We start from the raw sequence: 16,130 nt of genomic DNA, 5'->3' as shown, positions 1-16,130 counted from the left end.
TGATGATGGATGCAGTAACGCTACGCATCGCCGACATGCAGCAACCGGGGCACGCGGAAACCGGGGTACAGGGCGGCCCGGTCAAGCGCTTCGTCTTCACGCATTTCCAACCGGCGGTACTGGTGGCGATGATTCTCTTCTGGACCTTCGCGCCAGATTCGATCGCCAAACCCGCCGTCGCAGTGGGCATCGGCATCGTCTTCAAGCTGACGCTGCTGGGCATGGAACGGATCAGCGAACGACATGCGCATTGGCGGCTGACCTGGAAGGAACTCGCCAGCGACCTTTTCTACGTCGCCCTCAGCTACACGTTGGTGAAATATGTCGGCAAGCATTTCGGCGACGACGCGATCATCGATGGGATCAAGCACGCCTTCCACATCAAGACCGCCTGGGCCGGGCAATTGCCGATCCTGGTGCAGGCGATCGCTATCCTGCTGATCTTCGATTTCGGTCAGTATTGGATGCACCGGGGGATGCATAACTGGACGCCGCTGTGGCTGACCCATGCGCCGCACCACCATATCACCCAGCTCAATGCACTGAAGGGTTCGGTGGGAAACCCGATCGAGCTTTTCCTAATCGGCCTCAGCCTGGGTGGGTTCTTCGATTTCCTGCCGCGCGCAGCCCTGCTCGCCAGCGGCATCGGCATGGCGATCGGCGCCTATACCCACGCAAACATCCGCTTCAACACGCCGCGCTGGTGGTCGTTCCTGTTCAACACCGTCGAGCATCACAGCCTGCACCATTCACCGGACTACGACAGCAGCCGCACAAACTACGCCAACACCTTCATCTTCATCGACCGCATCTTCGGCACTTGTGTGGACTCCCAATCATCGAAAGTGGGCCTGGATGATTGCCGCCGCCTGCCGATCAAGGACCAGATGCTCTACCCCTTCCGCCCGCTGGCGGATCTGGTGAAGAAATGGCGGATTTCCCGCACGGCGGAGGCGCTCCCGGCGGAGTAAGCACCCCGTTTCCCATACGAAAGGCCGCTCCATGCGCATTATCGATTGGATCTGGCGCGTCCGAGGAAGCATCCCGCTCGCCACACCCCGGTCCGCCAGCGAGATATTCGCCCGGCTCGAGCCTATATTCCGCGAACGCGGCACCACCATCGAATATGGCCCGGATACGCTCAGCTTCCGCAAGGACAACCCCGACTCGCAGGACAAGCTGGCCTCGTTCGAAGTCGGCCGACTCCTTGTGTCCGGCGGAACCGCCCCTATCCTGCATTTTGATATGAGCAGCAGGCCGCTTTTTTGGTGTTTTGTTGCGCCTCTGCCGTTTCTGGCAGTCGCCCTGGGTGTCCCCAGCCTCAAGATTTCAGGCTACAGCTTCGCCGGCATCTTCCTGGCACTGTATGTTGCGGGGCGCTGGATCGAGCAACGGCAGGCACACAAGCTTTTCCTGGCGGCGCTCGGCACTGTTGCTGCGTGCCCTGTGGAAGCGCCGCCAGTACCCGACGCAAGCAGGATCGCCTAGCGTCGACAGTATCGACAATAGCTTTTATTATCAGCATTTTAATGCCATTTGCGCGCCATCGGCACGTTGCGCCGAACGCCGCGCTTTCGGGGCCGTTAACCGCCGAAATGCGGAAACGATCCTTTTCCCTGTTACAGACCGGAGACAAACCGGGAGGAAGGCCCTATATGGCCGGCAACCGTTGCCTTTCCCCCTGAGGGCCAATGCTTACCACACACCCATTTGATGACGACAAGCTGCGCGAAGAGTGCGGCATCTTCGGCGTTTCCAACGGCGAGGGCGCAGCCGCGCTCGTCGCCCTTGGATTGCACGCGCTCCAGCATCGCGGACAGGAGGCCGCCGGCATCACCAGCTGGGACGGGCACCAGTTCCACACCCACCGCGCGATGGGCCATGTCGCCGGCAATTTCGATCGCGACGATGTGATCCGATCGCTCTCGGGCACTACCGCCTGCGGCCATGTCCGCTATTCGACTACCGGCGAAACGGCGATCCGCAACGTCCAGCCGCTTTATGCCGAACTGGCCAGCGGCGGTTTCGCAGTCGCGCATAACGGCAATATTTCCAACGCGATGCGGCTTCGGCGTGATCTCGTCCGCCGCGGCGCGATTTTCCAGTCGACTTCAGATACCGAGGTGATCCTCCACCTCGTCGCCACCTCGCAATATCGTACGCTGATCGATCGCTTCATCGATGCGCTGAAGCAGGTCGAGGGCGCCTATTCGCTGATCGTGATGACGCCAGAGGGTATGATCGCCTGCCGCGATCCACTGGGCATCCGCCCGCTGGTAATGGGCAAACTGGGCGACGCGGTGATCTTCGCCTCGGAAACCGTGGCGCTCGACGTGGTCGGTGCCGACTATGTCCGTGACGTGGAGCCGGGCGAACTGGTGATCGTGAAGGGCAATGGCGAGCTTTCCAGCCACAAGCCGTTCGCGCCCCAGGCCGCCCGCCCCTGCATCTTCGAATATGTCTATTTCTCGCGGCCCGATTCGATCAGCGACAACCGCTCGGTCTATTCGGTGCGCAAGGCAATCGGCGCGCAGTTGGCGATCGAATCGCCGGTCGAAGCCGATCTGGTCGTGCCGGTACCCGATTCCGGCGTGCCCGCCGCGATCGGCTATGCCCAGCAATCGGGCATCCCGTTCGAGCTCGGCATCATCCGCTCGCACTATGTCGGCCGCACCTTCATCCAGCCGGGCGACAAGGTCCGCCACCTTGGCGTGAAGCTCAAGCACAATGCCAATCGCGATCTTATCGCCGGCAAGCGCATCGTGCTGATCGACGATTCGATCGTGCGCGGCACCACCAGCCTGAAGATCGTGCAGATGATGCACGAAGCGGGCGCGAAGGAAGTGCATATGCGCATCGCCTCTCCGCCGACGCGGCACAGCTGCTTTTATGGCGTCGACACGCCGGAACGCGCCAAGCTGCTGGCGGCGAAGATGGATGTCGGCGGCATGACCGATTTCATCCATGCCGACAGCCTGGCCTTCGTTTCGATCGATGGCCTCTACAAGGCGCTGGGCGAAGCGAAGCGGGCGGATATACACCCCAAATATTGCGACGCCTGCTTTACGGGCGACTATCCGACCATGCTGACCGATCAGGACGAGCTCGCGCCGCCGCCCGATCAGCTGGCGCTGCTCGCCGAAAAGGTCGGTTGAACCCGCCCTGCCTTTCGCATTCCAGGGAGACAGCATGAGCGATCGTCCGCTTTCGGGTAAGACCGCGCTCGTCACCGGCGCCAGCCGAGGCATCGGCGCTGCGACGGCAATGGCATTGGCGGCAGCGGGCGCACATGTTGTGCTCACTGCGCGCACGGCCGGCGGCCTGGAGGAGGTGGAAGATGCCATCTTCACCGCCGGCGGCAACGCCACCATCGCGCCGCTGGACCTTACCGAGCATCAGGCGATCGCCCGGCTGGCCGAAGCGGTGGCAGAGCGCTGGTCGGCGCTCGACATGCTGGTGCTGAATGCCGGGATGCTGGGCACGCTGGGGGCGATCAACGCGATCGATTTCCCGGAGTTCGCGAAGGTGCTGACGCTCAACGTCACCGCGCAAGCTGCCCTGCTCGCTGCCTTCGATCCGCTGCTCCGCCGTTCCACCGCGGGGCGGGTGATCGGCATCACCTCAAGCGTGGCGCGGACGCCGCGCGCCTATTGGGGCGTCTATGGCGCGTCAAAGGCGGCGTTTGAGAACCTGCTGCTCAGCTATGGCGAGGAAGTCGGGCCGATCAGCGCGATCCGCACGGCGATCGTCGATCCCGGCGCGACCCGCACCAAGATGCGCGCGCGTGCGTTTCCCGGCGAGGATCCGGCCGGCGTGAAGCCACCGGAAACCGTGGCGGCTCGTATAGCCGAACTGATCCAGACGGATTTCGAAAACGGCCATCACGAACGGGTAAGCTGATTCCAATCAGGTCTCCAGCACCGGCTGGAGCCCCAGCGCACCGGCCAGGGCGCGGTGGCGTTTCTCCACCGCCTCTCCCCAAAGCGACTCGTCGCCATCGGCAAGGCTGAGGATTACGTTGCCGCCTTCGATCCGCAGCCGTGAGCGCTTGAGCGGCGCCGCGACGCCGCCGCTCAGCCGCTGCCCCAGGCGCATCGCCAGCCCCCATTTCTTCGCTTCCAGCAATGCCTCGGGCGTCGCAATGCGTTCGAGCGGCACCGGGCTATCGGTTGCCCCACCCAGCGACGTGTAAAGCGCCTGCGCCACCATCGCGCGCCCAGCGGCATCGATGCCAACCCAATTGCCGTGCAGTGCGATCTCCATGCCCCGCTCGGCGCGAAACTCCGGATTGGCGCGCCAGCCCACGTCCGCGAGCAGACAGGCGGCATGGCGAAGCCGTGACCATTCCCGTCCATCACTGAACAGCGGCGCGATCCAGGCATCGAGCAGATCGCCATGCTCAGGAAAGCGGCCCAGCCGCTCGCCTTCCTCCCGCGCCGCGACGATCAGCGGATCCATCCGCCGTTCCGCCGCCGAGAGGCGCTGAAAGAGCAGGCCCTCGCGCAAGCCGTAGGCCGATACGATCGTGCCAGAACTGCCCAACTGCTTCACCATCGCCACCAGCACCGCGGCGGCATCGGTAAGCGTCGGGATGCGAGCGCTGGAGAGATCGGGCACCGTCTTCAGATCAGCCTTGGTCGCCCCTTCCACCCGGCGGCCCAGTTCCGCAATGCGATCGATCGCCAGCGTGTAATTATGCACGATCGGCAATGGATATTGCGTCAGGTGCATATCGAGCTTTGCCAGCGAACGCCACGATCCGCCGACCAGATAAAAGGGCAGTCCCCTTCCTCGGCCTCTCCATCCCGCCGACTCGACCATCCGCGCCACTTCGCGGTCCAGCGCGGTGCGACCGCGCGCGCGGATCGCACCCAGCCGGAGCACGCCGAGCGGAAAGGAAACACGATCGGTGACGGTGCCGGCAACCACGCGCACCAGTTCCAGGCTGCCGCCGCCGAGATCGCCGACGATGCCGTCCGCATCGGGAATGGCCGAAAGAACGCCGAGGCCCGACGCAGTCGCCTCCTCTTCGCCAGAGAGCAGTTCGACCGCGAGGCCCAGGGCTTCCGCCGCACGAAGCAATGCACCGCCGTTGCGGGCATCGCGCACCGCTGCCGTGGCGACCGTGCGCAGATCACGAACCTGCATTTCGCGGGCAAGCAAGGCAAAGCGACCGAGCGCCGCACTGGCTGTGGCGAGTGCATTGGAATCGATCGCGCCCGTTTCGGCCAGCCCACGGCCAAGGCCTGCCATCACCTTCTCGTTGAAGAGGATTGCGGGCAGCCGCGCCGGCCCCTCATAGACGACCAGACGCACCGAGTTGGAACCGATATCGATGATCGCGGTACGGGGCCGCATGCTACCCGCCGCTGCTTGCGGCTTACCGAACAATAGAGTTGTCACCCGGTTCAAGCGCCCTTCGCAGCCAGTCGGCGCTTTCGCGGCGAAAGTTTCGGAACCGGCTTGCGCGCCTCCAGCGCAGCGCCGCGGCCGGAAAGCGACGGGTTGGTCATGAAATAACGATGTAAGTTGAATTCGCCATCTTCGCCGGATGCCACCCGCTCATAATGGCCATCGGGCGAGAGCAGCCAGCTTTGCTCGGTATCGAGCAGGTTGGCGACCATCACCTGATCCAGCACCTGATCATGGACCGTGCGGTTGAGGATCGGCAACATGAATTCCACCCGCCGATCGAAATTGCGCTGCATCCAGTCCGCCGAGGAGATGAACACCTTCGCACCATCGTTGGGCAGCGCCTTGCCGTTCCCGAATACCCAGATACGGCTATGTTCGAGGAACCGGCCGACGATCGATTTCACCCGGATATGCTCGCTCATCCCCACCACGCCTGGACGCAGGCAACAGATGCCGCGTACCACGAGTTCGATCTGAACACCGGCATTGCTCGCCTGGTACAGCTTCTCGATGATCGCAGGATCGACGAGCGAGTTCATCTTCGCCCAGATCGTTCCCGGCCGTCCCGCACGGACATGCGCGATTTCTTCCTCGATCAGCGCTTCCAGCCGGTTTCGCAGATCACGCGGAGAAATACCGAGCAGCTCGAGATGCTGCGGTTCCACATAGCCCGTGACGTAGTTGAAGATCTGGGCCGCATCGCGCCCCATCCGCGGGTCGGCTGTAAAGAAGCTGAGATCGGTATAAATACGCGCAGTGATCGGGTGATAGTTGCCCGTTCCGAAATGGCAGTAGGTGCGATAGGCATTGCCCTCGCGCCGCACGACCATCGACACCTTCGCATGGGTCTTCCAGTCGATGAAGCCATAGACAACCTGCACGCCAGCGCGTTCCAGGGCCGTTGCCCAATAGAGATTCTGTTCCTCGTCGAACCGCGCCTTGAGCTCGACGACCGCGGTTACCGATTTGCCGGCCTCGGCCGCGGCGATCAGCGCATTGATGACCGCGGGCTGCTTGCCAGCGCGGTAAAGCGTCTGCTTGATCGCCACCACGTCAGGGTCCGCCGCCGCCTGCTGGAGGAAGCTGAGCACGACGTCGAACGTCTCGTACGGGTGATGGACGATGATGTCCTTGGCGCGGATCGCCGCGAAGCAATCGCCGCCATATTCTCGGATCCGCTCGGGGAAGCGCGCCGAAAAGGGCGTGAACTTCAGGTCCGGGCGGTCCTCGTCGACCAGCAGCGAAAGATCGCCGACGCCCAGGAAGCCGCCCGTTTCGGTGAGCAGCGCATCGCTGCCGCCGAGTTCCTCCTTCAGCACTGCCTCGAGATCCGGAGCGATGCCCTCTTCCATTTCAAGCCGGATCACGCGGCCACGACGGCGACGCTTGATCGCGGAGCGGAAAGTGAGCACCAGATCCTCGGCCTCTTCCTCGATCTCGATATCGCTGTCGCGCAGCACGCGGAACGCTGCGGCGCCACGCGCTTCATATCCGGGAAAGAGCAGCCATGAGAAATGCTTGATGAGCGTTTCAATCGCGACATACCGCGCGGGGCTGCCCGGCAGGCGCACGAATCGGCGGATCGCAGCAGGAAGAAGCACCAATTCCTGAATGGTTTGGTGATCGCTCTTGCGAATCAAATTGAAGATTACACTCGATCCCTGGTTCGGGATGAACGGAAATGGATGCGCCGGATCGAGCGCCTGGGGCGTCAGGATCGGGAAGATCTGCTCGCGGAAATGCGCTTCGAGCCATTCCTCGACCTCGCCTTCGATCGCGTCTGCTTCCAGCACGAAGATATTGGCAAGGGCGAGTTCGGCACGGATATCCACCCACACGGCCTGCTGTTCGTCGGCCAGCGTTGCCGCCTCAGCCGAAATCGCCTCCAGCTGCTGCGCCGGGGTGAGGCCATCGACCGAGCGCGTGTCGATCGACTGGATTTGCTGTCCCATCAGCCCGGCGACGCGGACCATGAAGAACTCGTCGAAGTTATTGCCCGAGATAGAGAGGAAGCGCAGCCGTTCGAGCAACGGATGGGCGGGATTGCACGCCTCTTCCATCACCCGGCGATTGAAGGCGAGCCAGGAAAGCTCTCGGTTGAAATAGCGTGCGGCCGGCACGGCCGGACTGGGCGGCGCTGCCTCCGGGGCGGCGATCGAAGCGGTTGCTGGGCTGGTCATTCGCTCTCGCTATCGTCGGAATGCGTCAAAAGGCTTGCAGTCGCCAATGTAGCCTTCACCACCGGGATCGACAAACGACCGTCGGTTTCGGTCTCCAGAACATCGGCAACGCGCAGGATGGCGACATGGCTGCGTTCTATCCGCTTTGCGATCCATGCGATCACCGCCGGCGGCGCGTGGAGCAGGTGGCGAGTGAAGGCGCGCTCCAACAGCTGCGGCATCAGCGGATCGTCGGGCGGGCCAATCTCCAGCAGCGGCGACGCGGCCAGGCGCGATCGAAGATCGGGTAACGCAACCTCCCATCGCGGCGGCGCCGCGTCCGCCACGATCAGCAGCGGGCGATGCTCACCCTGCGCCTGGTTCCAGGCGTGGAAGATATCCTCTTCGACCGCGCGTTCGGCATCGTCGATGATCGTGGCGCCGGTCTTCGCGGCGAAGATACGGGCAAGCAGGCTGCGTCCTGACTTGCGGGGGCCGATCAGCAGCGCCGCCATCACTGGCCAGGTGCCCCAATGTTCAAGCTGGTGCACCGCCCGCGCATTCGATTCGCTCACCAGGAAATCGGTCTCGCTCGCTTCGGGCAGGCCCAGTGGCAGGCGAAGCTGGCTCATGGCTCTCGCGGCGTTGCCGAAGCCCGCGGCGACGGTGTAGCCGCGGGGGCCGCGCTGGCGCCGCCACGGCGGATCCGGATCACGCCGGGCCCTTCTTGAACGCTCCAGCCCCGTGCCTCCAGCGCCGAGCGCAGGCCCGCCTGGGACCCGTCATAGGCGACGCGCATCACCGAGATACCGCCCAGCGCCAGGCTGGTGGTATTGGCACTGCGGACACCCGGCACCCCGCGCACCGCGGCCTCGGAAGCCGTTACAGCTGCGGCGTTCGGCGTATCCACCTGCACCGAAATCGCCGTCTGCGCGGCCGGATCGGTGCCCGGAGTCGGCGCCGGGGTTGCTACGGCGGCTTCGGGATCAAGGGCGTCCGGCACCGTCTGCGCAACCGGCGGTCGCGCGGCGAGGACCGTGTCGGTTCGCAATTCCCCGTTCGCCAGCGCGGCCTGATATGCTTTGTCGATCCGCCCCACCGCCGTGTCGAACAGCGCATCGATCGCATCGCCATTGTCGATGCGCAGTGCGAAGCTCGTCACGGGCTGGCGATCGGGACCATGGCTTGCCGCAAACACGCCGACGATCGGGCCGCCGGGATATTCGCGCCGCAACTGCACTTCCGCCATTAGTATGTCGGTGGCACCATATTGATCGAGAATCGTCCGCCACCAGTTGCGCCCCCGGCGCAGCGTTTGCCCGCTGTTGACGAGCAGCCGGTCCGCCCCGGTGCCGCGTAGGCGGACATAGTCGATCGTGCTGCCGGCGGCACGCAGCCGGTTCCACGCGCGCGCCCAGGCAGTATCCCGTTCGAATACCTGGCCAGACCCACCGGAGAATTGCAGCGGCACCAGCAGCATCGGCGCCGAATGCGTAACCGCGATCGAAACGCCGAGGATCGATCCGGCCTTGGCGCGGTCGAACAGGATACCCAGACTCGCGATATAGCGATTGGGGCCAACCTGTTCGCGTTCGACGACAATGCCTGTCACGATCGAATCCAGTGCCGAATCGGGGAGCGCGCTGGCTTTGCCAGTCAGTTGCAGTGCCAGCTTCTCCCAGCCCTTGCGCTGGGCGATCCGCCACCCACCCTGCCGCGCCGCATCAGCGGTCTTGCCGGAAACATCGACGGTAACGCCGTTGACTTCGAAACTGCCGGAAAGGTTGACCGGCGCGGCCGGCACACCTCCCTGCCCCCGCGCGACCATGGCGCCGGTGCCCGCCAGGCCAAGCGCGGCAAGGGCAACGAAAACTGTTTTTGGGCGACGGAACTGCATTGTGCGCTCTTTTGGCGAAGCGGGCGTGGAAATCCAAGCGCGTTGTGGCTAGGGCGCTCTGCCATGAGCGAGACCAAGGCGGGCGACGGCCCTTACACCTATGCCCAGGCGGGCGTTTCGATTGCGGCAGGCAATGCGCTGGTGCGCGCGATCGGCCCGCTTGCCCGTTCCACCCGGCGCGCGGGCGCAGACGCCGATCTGGGTGGCTTCGGCGGCATCTTCGACCTGAAGGCGGCGGGCTTCACCGATCCGCTGCTGGTCGCGGCGAACGACGGCGTTGGCACCAAATTGAAGCTGGCGATCGAACATAACTATCATGACGGCGTCGGCATCGACCTCGTCGCGATGTGCGCCAACGATCTTGTAGTCCAGGGCGCCGAGCCACTGTTTTTCCTCGATTATTATGCCAGCGGCAAGCTCGACAACGCGGTTGCCGAGCGGGTGATCGCCTCCATCGCCGAGGGCTGCCGCCAGGCCGGCTGCGCGCTGATCGGGGGCGAAACCGCGGAGATGCCGGGCATGTACGCCGACGGCGACTACGACCTCGCCGGCTTCTGCGTCGGGGCGGTCGAGCGCGACCGGCTGCTCGACGGCAAGAAGATCGCCCCCGGCGACGTGCTGCTCGGCCTCGCCTCGAACGGTGTGCACTCGAACGGCTTCTCGCTGGTGCGGCGACTCGCGGCGGACAAGGGCTGGAAGCTCGATCGCCCGGCGCTGTTCGACCAGGAGCGGCTGCTGATCGACGCACTGATGGCGCCGACTCGGATCTACGTCGCCAGCCTGCTGCCCGAATTGCGCAAGGGCAGCATCCACGGCCTAGCCCACATCACCGGCGGCGGCCTGCTCGAGAACGTGCCGCGCGTGCTGCCCGAAGGTTGCCATGCCCGCATCGACGCCGACGCATGGCCGCTGCCCCGGCTGATGGCGTTCCTGCAGGCACAGGGCAATATCGAGCCCGAAGAGATGGCGCGCACCTTCAACTGCGGCATCGGCATGGTCGCGGTGGTTGCCGCCGACCAAGCCGAAACGGTTGCTTCGACGCTGACCGAAGCTGGCGAGACGGTGTTCGCCATCGGCGCTATCGAAGCGGGCGATCGCGGCTGCACCGTGATCGGCAGCGACGAGACCTGGAGCGCCCGGGCCCCCTGGAGCGCGACGCATCATGGCTGAGGCAGCCACCGGCGCCTCAAGCCCCCGCAAGCGACTCGGCATCCTGATCTCGGGCCGAGGATCGAACATGGCCTCGCTGGTCGAGGCCGCCGCGGCGCCGGACTGTCCCTACACCGTCGTGCTCGTCGCCAGCGACAAGCCCGAAGCGGCCGGCCTTGCCTGGGCAGCGGAACATGGGGTGCCAACCTTCGCCCAGTCGCCCAAGGGAATGCCCAAAGCCGAATATGAGGCGAAGATCGACGCAGCGTTGCGCGCAGCCGGTGTCGAGGCGATCGCGCTGGCCGGCTATATGCGGCTGCTGTCGGACGATTTCGTAGCGCGGTGGCGCGGCCGGATCGTCAACATCCACCCCTCGCTGCTGCCCAAGTACAAGGGCCTGGATACCCACGCCCGCGCGATCGAAGCCGGCGATGCGGAGGCAGGCGCCTCGGTGCATCTGGTAACCGAAGAACTGGATGGCGGCCACGTTCTGGGCCAAGCCCGCGTGCCCATCCTTGCAGGAGATACCGCCGACTCGCTCGCCGCACGCGTTTTGGCGGAGGAGCACAAGCTCTACCCAAAAACACTGGCCGCCTGGCTTCGCAGTTGAACTCCGGGGATATTTGCCACCTCAACCGCGTTGATATCCGTGAAGGAAACAGGGGAAAGCGGCGGACATGTCCAAGGATTCGGCGCTAACGCCGGAAGTAGACGGCGGGATTGCGACAGCGGAACAGGGCCTCGTGCTGCTCGATGGCCCCAACGGCGTCGCCGTTGCGATGACGCCGGAGGCTGCCGAAGCCACCGGCCACAGCCTGCTTGCGGCAGCGGTCGCGGCGGCAGATCAGCGCAAGCGGGGTGAAACGAGTTATTAGACTTGTGCAACTATAGTCCGGACGCCGATAAGAGGCGCGGATGATCAAGGTCGCCAGCTACAATATGCGGAAGTCGATCGGCACCGACCGGCGACGCCGACCGGAGAGGACACTCGAGGTACTGCTCGAGGTGGATGCCGATGTGATCGCGCTGCAGGAAGCCGATCGCCGTTTCGGTTCGCGCGAAGCCGTTTTAACCCAAAGCCTACTCGCCGAGCATAGCCCGTGGAAGCCGGTGCATTTCGGGATGCGTGCGCGATCGATGGGCTGGCACGGCAATGCGCTGCTGGTGCGCAAGGATGTCGAGATCCTCGACTGCGCAGCTCTGCACCTTCCCACCTTGGAACCGCGTGGGGCAGTGATAGCCGATCTGCAGGTAAACGGTCTGCAGCTTCGGGTGGTCGGGATGCATTTGGATCTTTCCGGCCTATGGCGCCGTCGCCAGGCACACGCCATCCTTGCCCATCTTGCCGCACTCCCCCGAATGCCGACGGTGATGATGGGCGACCTCAACGAATGGAGCGCGGAACGCGGCTGCCTTCGCGATTTCGCCCAGCATTTCGCCTTCGCACCCACCGGCAAGAGCTTCCACGCGCGCAGGCCGATGGCACGACTCGATCGGATCATGGCATCCCCCGAGTTGGCGATCGGCGAAGCGGGGGTGCACCACAGTCTCGCCGCCCGCACCGCCTCCGATCATTTGCCGGTCTGGGCAGAGGTGCGACACCGCTGATGCACGAGAGCCACGAAAAGGAACTGCGGCTTGCGCTGGTCTGCTATGGCGGGATCAGCCTCGCGGTGTACATGCACGGCATCACCAAGGAGGTATGGCACCTTGCCCGCGCAAGCTGTGCCGAGCGTGAGGGCACGCCGCTCACCAGCGTCTATCGCGAGGTGATCGAGGAAATCCGCGATCGCAGCGGACTGAACCTTCGCGTGCTGGTGGATATCCTATCGGGGGCCAGCGCCGGAGGCATTAACGCGGTATTCCTCGCGCAGGCCATCGCGACCGGCCAGTCGCTCGATCCGCTGACGGCGATGTGGCTGGACCATGCCGATGTCGAAGCCCTGCTCGCCCCGACCCAGGCGCCATCGCATCGCTTCGCCAAAATCTGGGCGACCCCCCTTGCCTGGATGATGGCCAACCGCTCCCATACAATCGACGAGACGGTTGAGGTCGGTGCGCGCACCGAGGTGCGCGAGAAACTGGAGCGCTTCGTCCGTTCGCGCTGGTTCGAACCACCCTTTGGCGGCGAACAGTTGCTCAACACGCTGCTCGATGCGTTCGATGCCATGGCGAAGGGCCCCGCCGAGCGCCGGCTGCTGCCCGACGGGCAGCCGCTAGACCTGTTCGTCACCGCCACCGATTTCCGCGGCCATCACGAAACGCTACGACTGAACTCGCCGCCCGAAGTAACCGAAACCGAGCATCGGCTGGTGTTCGGCTTCAGCGACCACGGGCGTGGTACGGGCTTTGCCGATGCCGCCGCGCTCGCCTTCGCAGCACGGGCGACTTCCAGCTTTCCCGGGGCCTTTCCGCCACTGATGATCGAGGAACTGGACAAGGTTCTGGCGGATCGCGGCGAACATTGGCCCGGCCGGGACGCATTTCTCCAGCGTGCGCTGCCCGAACAATGGGCAGAGAGCCGCGCGGAGAAGGCCGTGCTGATCGATGGTTCCGTGCTTGCCAACGCACCATTCGCACCTGCCATGGCCGCGCTGCGGGAGCGCCCGGCCCGCCGACAGGTCGACCGTCGCTTCGTCTTTCTCGATCCCACGCCGGACATGCGGTTCGACTTTTACGGCCCGCGCCAGGAGCGGCCCGGTTTCTTCTCCACCATCATCGGCGCGCTCTCGGAACTGCCGCGCAAGCAGCCAATCCGCGACAATCTGGAAGCGATCGCCGCCCGCTCGGACCGAATCGAGCGGATGCTGGCCATCGTCGCAGAGATTCGGGCGGAAGTAGAGGCGCAGGTCGAATCGTTGTTCGGCTATACGCTGTGGCTCGACTATCCGACACCCAAGCGGCTCGCCGCCTGGCGCAAGCGCGCGCAGGTCGCCGCCGCAGGCAAGGCCGGCTATGGTCACACGGCCTATGCGCTGCTCAAGGTGGACGGTGCGATCGATCGCACCGCCCGAACGCTGCAGGCGTTGGGGGGACAGCAGGATGGGCAGCGCCTACGCACCCTTGGTGGCCAGTTGCGCGAAACGGTGCGGATGCGCGGTGCCGATCGGTTCGGCGCATCCCTGCCCGGGGGCGCCTCGCCGGAAGCGCTCGATTTCCTGCGTGGTCACGATCTCGGCTTCCGCATCCGCCGCTTGCGCCTGCTCGCGCGGCGGCTGGCCGAACTGGAGCAGTCGGCCCCGCGTGGCGTGATGCGGCCGATGCGGGACGCCATCTACGGTGCACTCGCCGCCTATCTGGAACTCAAACGCTCCGACACCTTTGCCGATCTGCAGGACAAGGCGGATGGTGACACGGGCGCCTTGCTCGATATGCTTGCGGAGCGGATGCAGCTCCGCACACTCGACCGCCAGACCGACGAGGCACTCTCCGCCGGGTTCAGTGCGTTATCGAAAGAGCTGCGGCGGCCGATGCTGCTCGCCTATCTTGGCTTCCCCTTTTTCGACATCGCGACATTGCCGCTGCTCCAGGGCGAAGGCATGGACGAGTTCGATCCGATCCGAGTGGATCGTATTTCACCGGAGGACGCCCGCGCGATCCGCACGGGCGGAGTTGCGTCGATGCTGAAGGGCAACCAGTTCAACAATTTCGGCGCCTTCTTCAGCCGAGCCTATCGCGAGAACGACTACCTCTGGGGTCGCCTGAACGGCGCCGACCGGCTGATCGACATCGTCCTCTCGACGCTCGATGCCGGTGCGCGACCGGACGAATCTCGCATCGCGGCACTCAAGCGCCGGGCCTTCCACGCGATCCTCGACGAGGAGGCTCCCCGCCTTGCCGCCATCCCCGGCCTGATCGCCGAGTTGCGGAGCGAAATCGGCTGAGCCTTGGCAAGCGCCCCCCCTCGCGCCTAGAAGGCTGGACGGGTTTGCCAGGAAGGGAGCGGAATGCGGTTTCTGAAGGTGCTGTTGTGGCTCCTGCTCGGCGGCGTGATCGCCGGGTTCGTGATCTATAACGGCGAACAGCGCGTCAGTATCCAGCTTTGGGGCGGCCTGGTCGCCGATATCAGCCTGCCACTACTGCTGATCGTGGTGTTCCTTGCCGGGTTCCTGCCCATGCTGGTCGCCTATCAGGCGCTGCGCTGGCGGATGCGGCAGCGTTTCGCAGGCTTGGAGCGCGCGATTGCCGATCTCCGCGCGATCCCCGCGCCGCCCGTGCCACGCTTCGAGCCGATCGCGCAAACCGCCCGCGAGGAGCCACGCGCATGAGCAGCCGCATCTATGTCGCGCTCGACACGCCCGAATTGGAAAAGGCCAAGGCGCTTGCCCAGAAGGTCCGCCATCATGTCGGCGGGATCAAGCTTGGCCTCGAATTCTTCATGGCGAACGGCCGCCACGGTGTGCACGAGATGGCAGAAATCGGCCTGCCGATCTTCCTCGACCTAAAGTTTCACGACATTCCGAACACGGTTGCCAAGGCGATCCAGGCGCTGCGCCCGCTCAATCCCGCGATCCTGACGGTCCATGCCGCCGGCGGCCGGGCGATGCTGGAAGACGCAAAGGCCGCCGCGCCCGAGGGCACCAAGGTCGTCGCGGTGACGATGCTGACCAGCCTCGACGGCAGCGACATGACCTCGATCGGTCTCAAGCCCGATCCGCATGCGCAGGTGATGCGGCTGGCCGAACTGGCGCGTTCCGCCGGGGTCGACGGCATCGTCTGCTCGGGCGAAGAAGTGAAGGCGGCCCATGCGGCCTGGAAGGACGGCTTCTTCGTCGTCCCCGGCGTACGCCCGGCGGACGCGCATGTCGGCGACCAGAAGCGCGTGGTAACGCCGCGGGGTGCCGTCGATGCCGGCGCGTCGATCCTGGTGATCGGTCGCCCGATCACCCAGGCCGAAGACCCAGACGCCGCCGCCCGCGCCATCGCAGCGACGCTTTAACAGGTTACGGGGTTCCCTTTCTACAACGAAAGGGAAACTTCCGGAACGTCGATGCCCGTCACCATCCGCCCCGCCACGCTCGCGGACCTGCCCGGGCTCCATGCGGTGATCGAACGCGCCTATCGCGGCGAAACCGCGCGCCGAGGCTGGACGCATGAGGCGGACCTGATTGAAACGCCGCGCACCAATCTGCAAACCCTGTCCGCAATCGTGGAGGATAGCGCACAGGTGCTGCTCAGCGCATGGGACGGCAGCACCGCGATCGGCTGTGTCAACGTCGCGAACCTGGGGGGCGGCACGGCCTATCTGGGCTTACTGTGCATCGATCCGCTCCGCCAAGCGCGCGGCCTTGGCCGCCAGTTGATCGCCGCGGCCGAAGCACATGCCGGCAACGTCTTCGGCTGCACGCACATTGAGATGAAGGTGATAGAGGAACGCCGCAGGCTGATCGATTATTATGTACGCCGCGGCTACGCTGAAACCGGCGAGCGCCGCGACTTCCCGATCCCGCTCGATCCCCCATTGTTCATGACAGTGCTGGCCAAGCCGCTGGTATAGGGCCTACAGGGCG

At 64.8% G+C, this 16,130-nt stretch carries 16 protein-coding genes; 12 read left to right on the top strand and 4 right to left on the bottom strand.

All coding sequences use genetic code 11. The features are described 5' to 3' along the window. Window positions 1-5: 5 nt before the first annotated feature. The 4 genes from DD559_RS18540 (at window position 6) to DD559_RS18525 (ending at window position 3,900) form a co-directional block, all read left to right on the top strand. Window positions 6-971, top strand: a complete 966-nt coding sequence (locus DD559_RS18540; protein WP_116471027.1) for a sterol desaturase family protein — start codon at window positions 6-8, stop codon at window positions 969-971. 31 nt (window positions 972-1,002) lie between these two features. Then, entirely contained in the window at window positions 1,003-1,488 is a 486-nt protein-coding gene (locus DD559_RS18535; RefSeq protein WP_116470474.1) for a hypothetical protein, read from the top strand. A 203-nt stretch (window positions 1,489-1,691) separates the two neighbouring features. After that, window positions 1,692-3,155: an amidophosphoribosyltransferase gene (purF, locus tag DD559_RS18530; protein WP_116470473.1), complete on the top strand. Its 1,464-nt coding sequence runs from the start codon at window positions 1,692-1,694 to the stop codon at window positions 3,153-3,155. A 34-nt stretch (window positions 3,156-3,189) separates the two neighbouring features. Further along, the gene (locus DD559_RS18525; RefSeq protein ID WP_116470472.1) at window positions 3,190-3,900 is read left to right on the top strand and encodes an SDR family NAD(P)-dependent oxidoreductase; all 711 of its coding nucleotides are present in this window, start codon (window positions 3,190-3,192) and stop codon (window positions 3,898-3,900) included. A gap of 6 nt (window positions 3,901-3,906) precedes the next feature. Here DD559_RS18525 and DD559_RS18520 read toward each other — a convergent pair whose 3' ends face one another. Genes DD559_RS18520 through DD559_RS18505 form a run of 4 tightly spaced genes read right to left on the bottom strand, consistent with a single transcriptional unit; the run spans window position 3,907 to window position 9,471 of the window. Continuing rightward, window positions 3,907-5,358 carry a Ppx/GppA family phosphatase gene (locus DD559_RS18520; RefSeq protein ID WP_116470471.1) on the bottom strand — a complete coding sequence of 484 codons (1,452 nt, stop codon included), beginning with the start codon at window positions 5,356-5,358 and terminating at the stop codon, window positions 3,907-3,909. A gap of 50 nt (window positions 5,359-5,408) precedes the next feature. After that, a complete protein-coding gene (locus DD559_RS18515; RefSeq protein WP_240610333.1) occupies window positions 5,409-7,595 on the bottom strand; it encodes an RNA degradosome polyphosphate kinase in 2,187 nt (728 codons plus the stop codon). Then, entirely contained in the window at window positions 7,592-8,206 is a 615-nt protein-coding gene (locus DD559_RS18510) for a P-loop NTPase family protein (protein WP_116470470.1), read from the bottom strand. Before DD559_RS18510 ends, DD559_RS18515 begins: the two co-directional genes overlap by 4 nt. Next, on the bottom strand, window positions 8,203-9,471 hold the full coding sequence (locus tag DD559_RS18505; protein WP_165831148.1) for a heavy-metal-associated domain-containing protein: 1,269 nt from the start codon (window positions 9,469-9,471) through the stop codon (window positions 8,203-8,205). Before DD559_RS18505 ends, DD559_RS18510 begins: the two co-directional genes overlap by 4 nt. 63 nt (window positions 9,472-9,534) lie before the next feature. Here DD559_RS18505 and purM point away from each other — a divergent pair, with 63 nt between their 5' ends. The 8 genes from purM (at window position 9,535) to DD559_RS18465 (ending at window position 16,117) form a co-directional block, all read left to right on the top strand. After that, entirely contained in the window at window positions 9,535-10,641 is a 1,107-nt protein-coding gene (gene purM / locus DD559_RS18500; RefSeq protein WP_116470469.1) for a phosphoribosylformylglycinamidine cyclo-ligase, read from the top strand. Next, a complete protein-coding gene (gene purN, locus DD559_RS18495) occupies window positions 10,634-11,230 on the top strand; it encodes a phosphoribosylglycinamide formyltransferase (protein WP_116470468.1) in 597 nt (198 codons plus the stop codon). The genes purM and purN overlap by 8 nt, the downstream gene beginning before the upstream one ends. 67 nt (window positions 11,231-11,297) lie before the next feature. Then, the gene (locus tag DD559_RS18490; protein ID WP_116470467.1) at window positions 11,298-11,495 is read left to right on the top strand and encodes a hypothetical protein; all 198 of its coding nucleotides are present in this window, start codon (window positions 11,298-11,300) and stop codon (window positions 11,493-11,495) included. 40 nt (window positions 11,496-11,535) lie between these two features. After that, window positions 11,536-12,228 carry an endonuclease/exonuclease/phosphatase family protein gene (locus DD559_RS18485; protein WP_116470466.1) on the top strand — a complete coding sequence of 231 codons (693 nt, stop codon included), beginning with the start codon at window positions 11,536-11,538 and terminating at the stop codon, window positions 12,226-12,228. Beyond that, window positions 12,228-14,504: a patatin-like protein gene (locus DD559_RS18480; RefSeq protein ID WP_116470465.1), complete on the top strand. Its 2,277-nt coding sequence runs from the start codon at window positions 12,228-12,230 to the stop codon at window positions 14,502-14,504. Before DD559_RS18485 ends, DD559_RS18480 begins: the two co-directional genes overlap by 1 nt. Before the next feature lie 63 nt (window positions 14,505-14,567). Next, entirely contained in the window at window positions 14,568-14,888 is a 321-nt protein-coding gene (locus DD559_RS18475; RefSeq protein ID WP_116470464.1) for a LapA family protein, read from the top strand. Then, on the top strand, window positions 14,885-15,559 hold the full coding sequence (gene pyrF / locus DD559_RS18470) for an orotidine-5'-phosphate decarboxylase (RefSeq protein WP_116470463.1): 675 nt from the start codon (window positions 14,885-14,887) through the stop codon (window positions 15,557-15,559). Before DD559_RS18475 ends, pyrF begins: the two co-directional genes overlap by 4 nt. 51 nt (window positions 15,560-15,610) lie before the next feature. Beyond that, complete coding sequence (locus tag DD559_RS18465; RefSeq protein ID WP_116470462.1) at window positions 15,611-16,117, top strand: GNAT family N-acetyltransferase; 507 nt, start codon at window positions 15,611-15,613, stop codon at window positions 16,115-16,117. Window positions 16,118-16,130 lie beyond the last annotated feature (13 nt).

Source organism: Sphingomonas pokkalii (genome assembly GCF_003096275.1).
Classification (GTDB): domain Bacteria; phylum Pseudomonadota; class Alphaproteobacteria; order Sphingomonadales; family Sphingomonadaceae; genus Sphingomonas; species Sphingomonas pokkalii.
Note: the sequence above shows the minus strand (reverse complement) of the source record. Positions and strands in the feature narration are given on the sequence as shown.

Excerpts from the sequence above, each read along its gene's own strand:
- DD559_RS18540 (WP_116471027.1), top strand. The coding sequence starts at position 6 with ATGGATGCAGTAACGCTACGCATCGCCGACATGCAGCAACCGGGGCAC.
- DD559_RS18535 (WP_116470474.1), top strand. The coding sequence starts at position 1,003 with ATGCGCATTATCGATTGGATCTGGCGCGTCCGAGGAAGCATCCCGCTC.
- purF (WP_116470473.1), top strand. The coding sequence starts at position 1,692 with ATGCTTACCACACACCCATTTGATGACGACAAGCTGCGCGAAGAGTGC.
- DD559_RS18525 (WP_116470472.1), top strand. The coding sequence starts at position 3,190 with ATGAGCGATCGTCCGCTTTCGGGTAAGACCGCGCTCGTCACCGGCGCC.
- DD559_RS18520 (WP_116470471.1), bottom strand. The coding sequence starts at position 5,358 with ATGCGGCCCCGTACCGCGATCATCGATATCGGTTCCAACTCGGTGCGT.
- DD559_RS18515 (WP_240610333.1), bottom strand. The coding sequence starts at position 7,595 with ATGACCAGCCCAGCAACCGCTTCGATCGCCGCCCCGGAGGCAGCGCCG.
- DD559_RS18510 (WP_116470470.1), bottom strand. The coding sequence starts at position 8,206 with ATGAGCCAGCTTCGCCTGCCACTGGGCCTGCCCGAAGCGAGCGAGACC.
- DD559_RS18505 (WP_165831148.1), bottom strand. The coding sequence starts at position 9,471 with ATGCAGTTCCGTCGCCCAAAAACAGTTTTCGTTGCCCTTGCCGCGCTT.
- purM (WP_116470469.1), top strand. The coding sequence starts at position 9,535 with ATGAGCGAGACCAAGGCGGGCGACGGCCCTTACACCTATGCCCAGGCG.
- purN (WP_116470468.1), top strand. The coding sequence starts at position 10,634 with ATGGCTGAGGCAGCCACCGGCGCCTCAAGCCCCCGCAAGCGACTCGGC.
- DD559_RS18490 (WP_116470467.1), top strand. The coding sequence starts at position 11,298 with ATGTCCAAGGATTCGGCGCTAACGCCGGAAGTAGACGGCGGGATTGCG.
- DD559_RS18485 (WP_116470466.1), top strand. The coding sequence starts at position 11,536 with ATGATCAAGGTCGCCAGCTACAATATGCGGAAGTCGATCGGCACCGAC.
- DD559_RS18480 (WP_116470465.1), top strand. The coding sequence starts at position 12,228 with ATGCACGAGAGCCACGAAAAGGAACTGCGGCTTGCGCTGGTCTGCTAT.
- DD559_RS18475 (WP_116470464.1), top strand. The coding sequence starts at position 14,568 with ATGCGGTTTCTGAAGGTGCTGTTGTGGCTCCTGCTCGGCGGCGTGATC.
- pyrF (WP_116470463.1), top strand. The coding sequence starts at position 14,885 with ATGAGCAGCCGCATCTATGTCGCGCTCGACACGCCCGAATTGGAAAAG.
- DD559_RS18465 (WP_116470462.1), top strand. The coding sequence starts at position 15,611 with ATGCCCGTCACCATCCGCCCCGCCACGCTCGCGGACCTGCCCGGGCTC.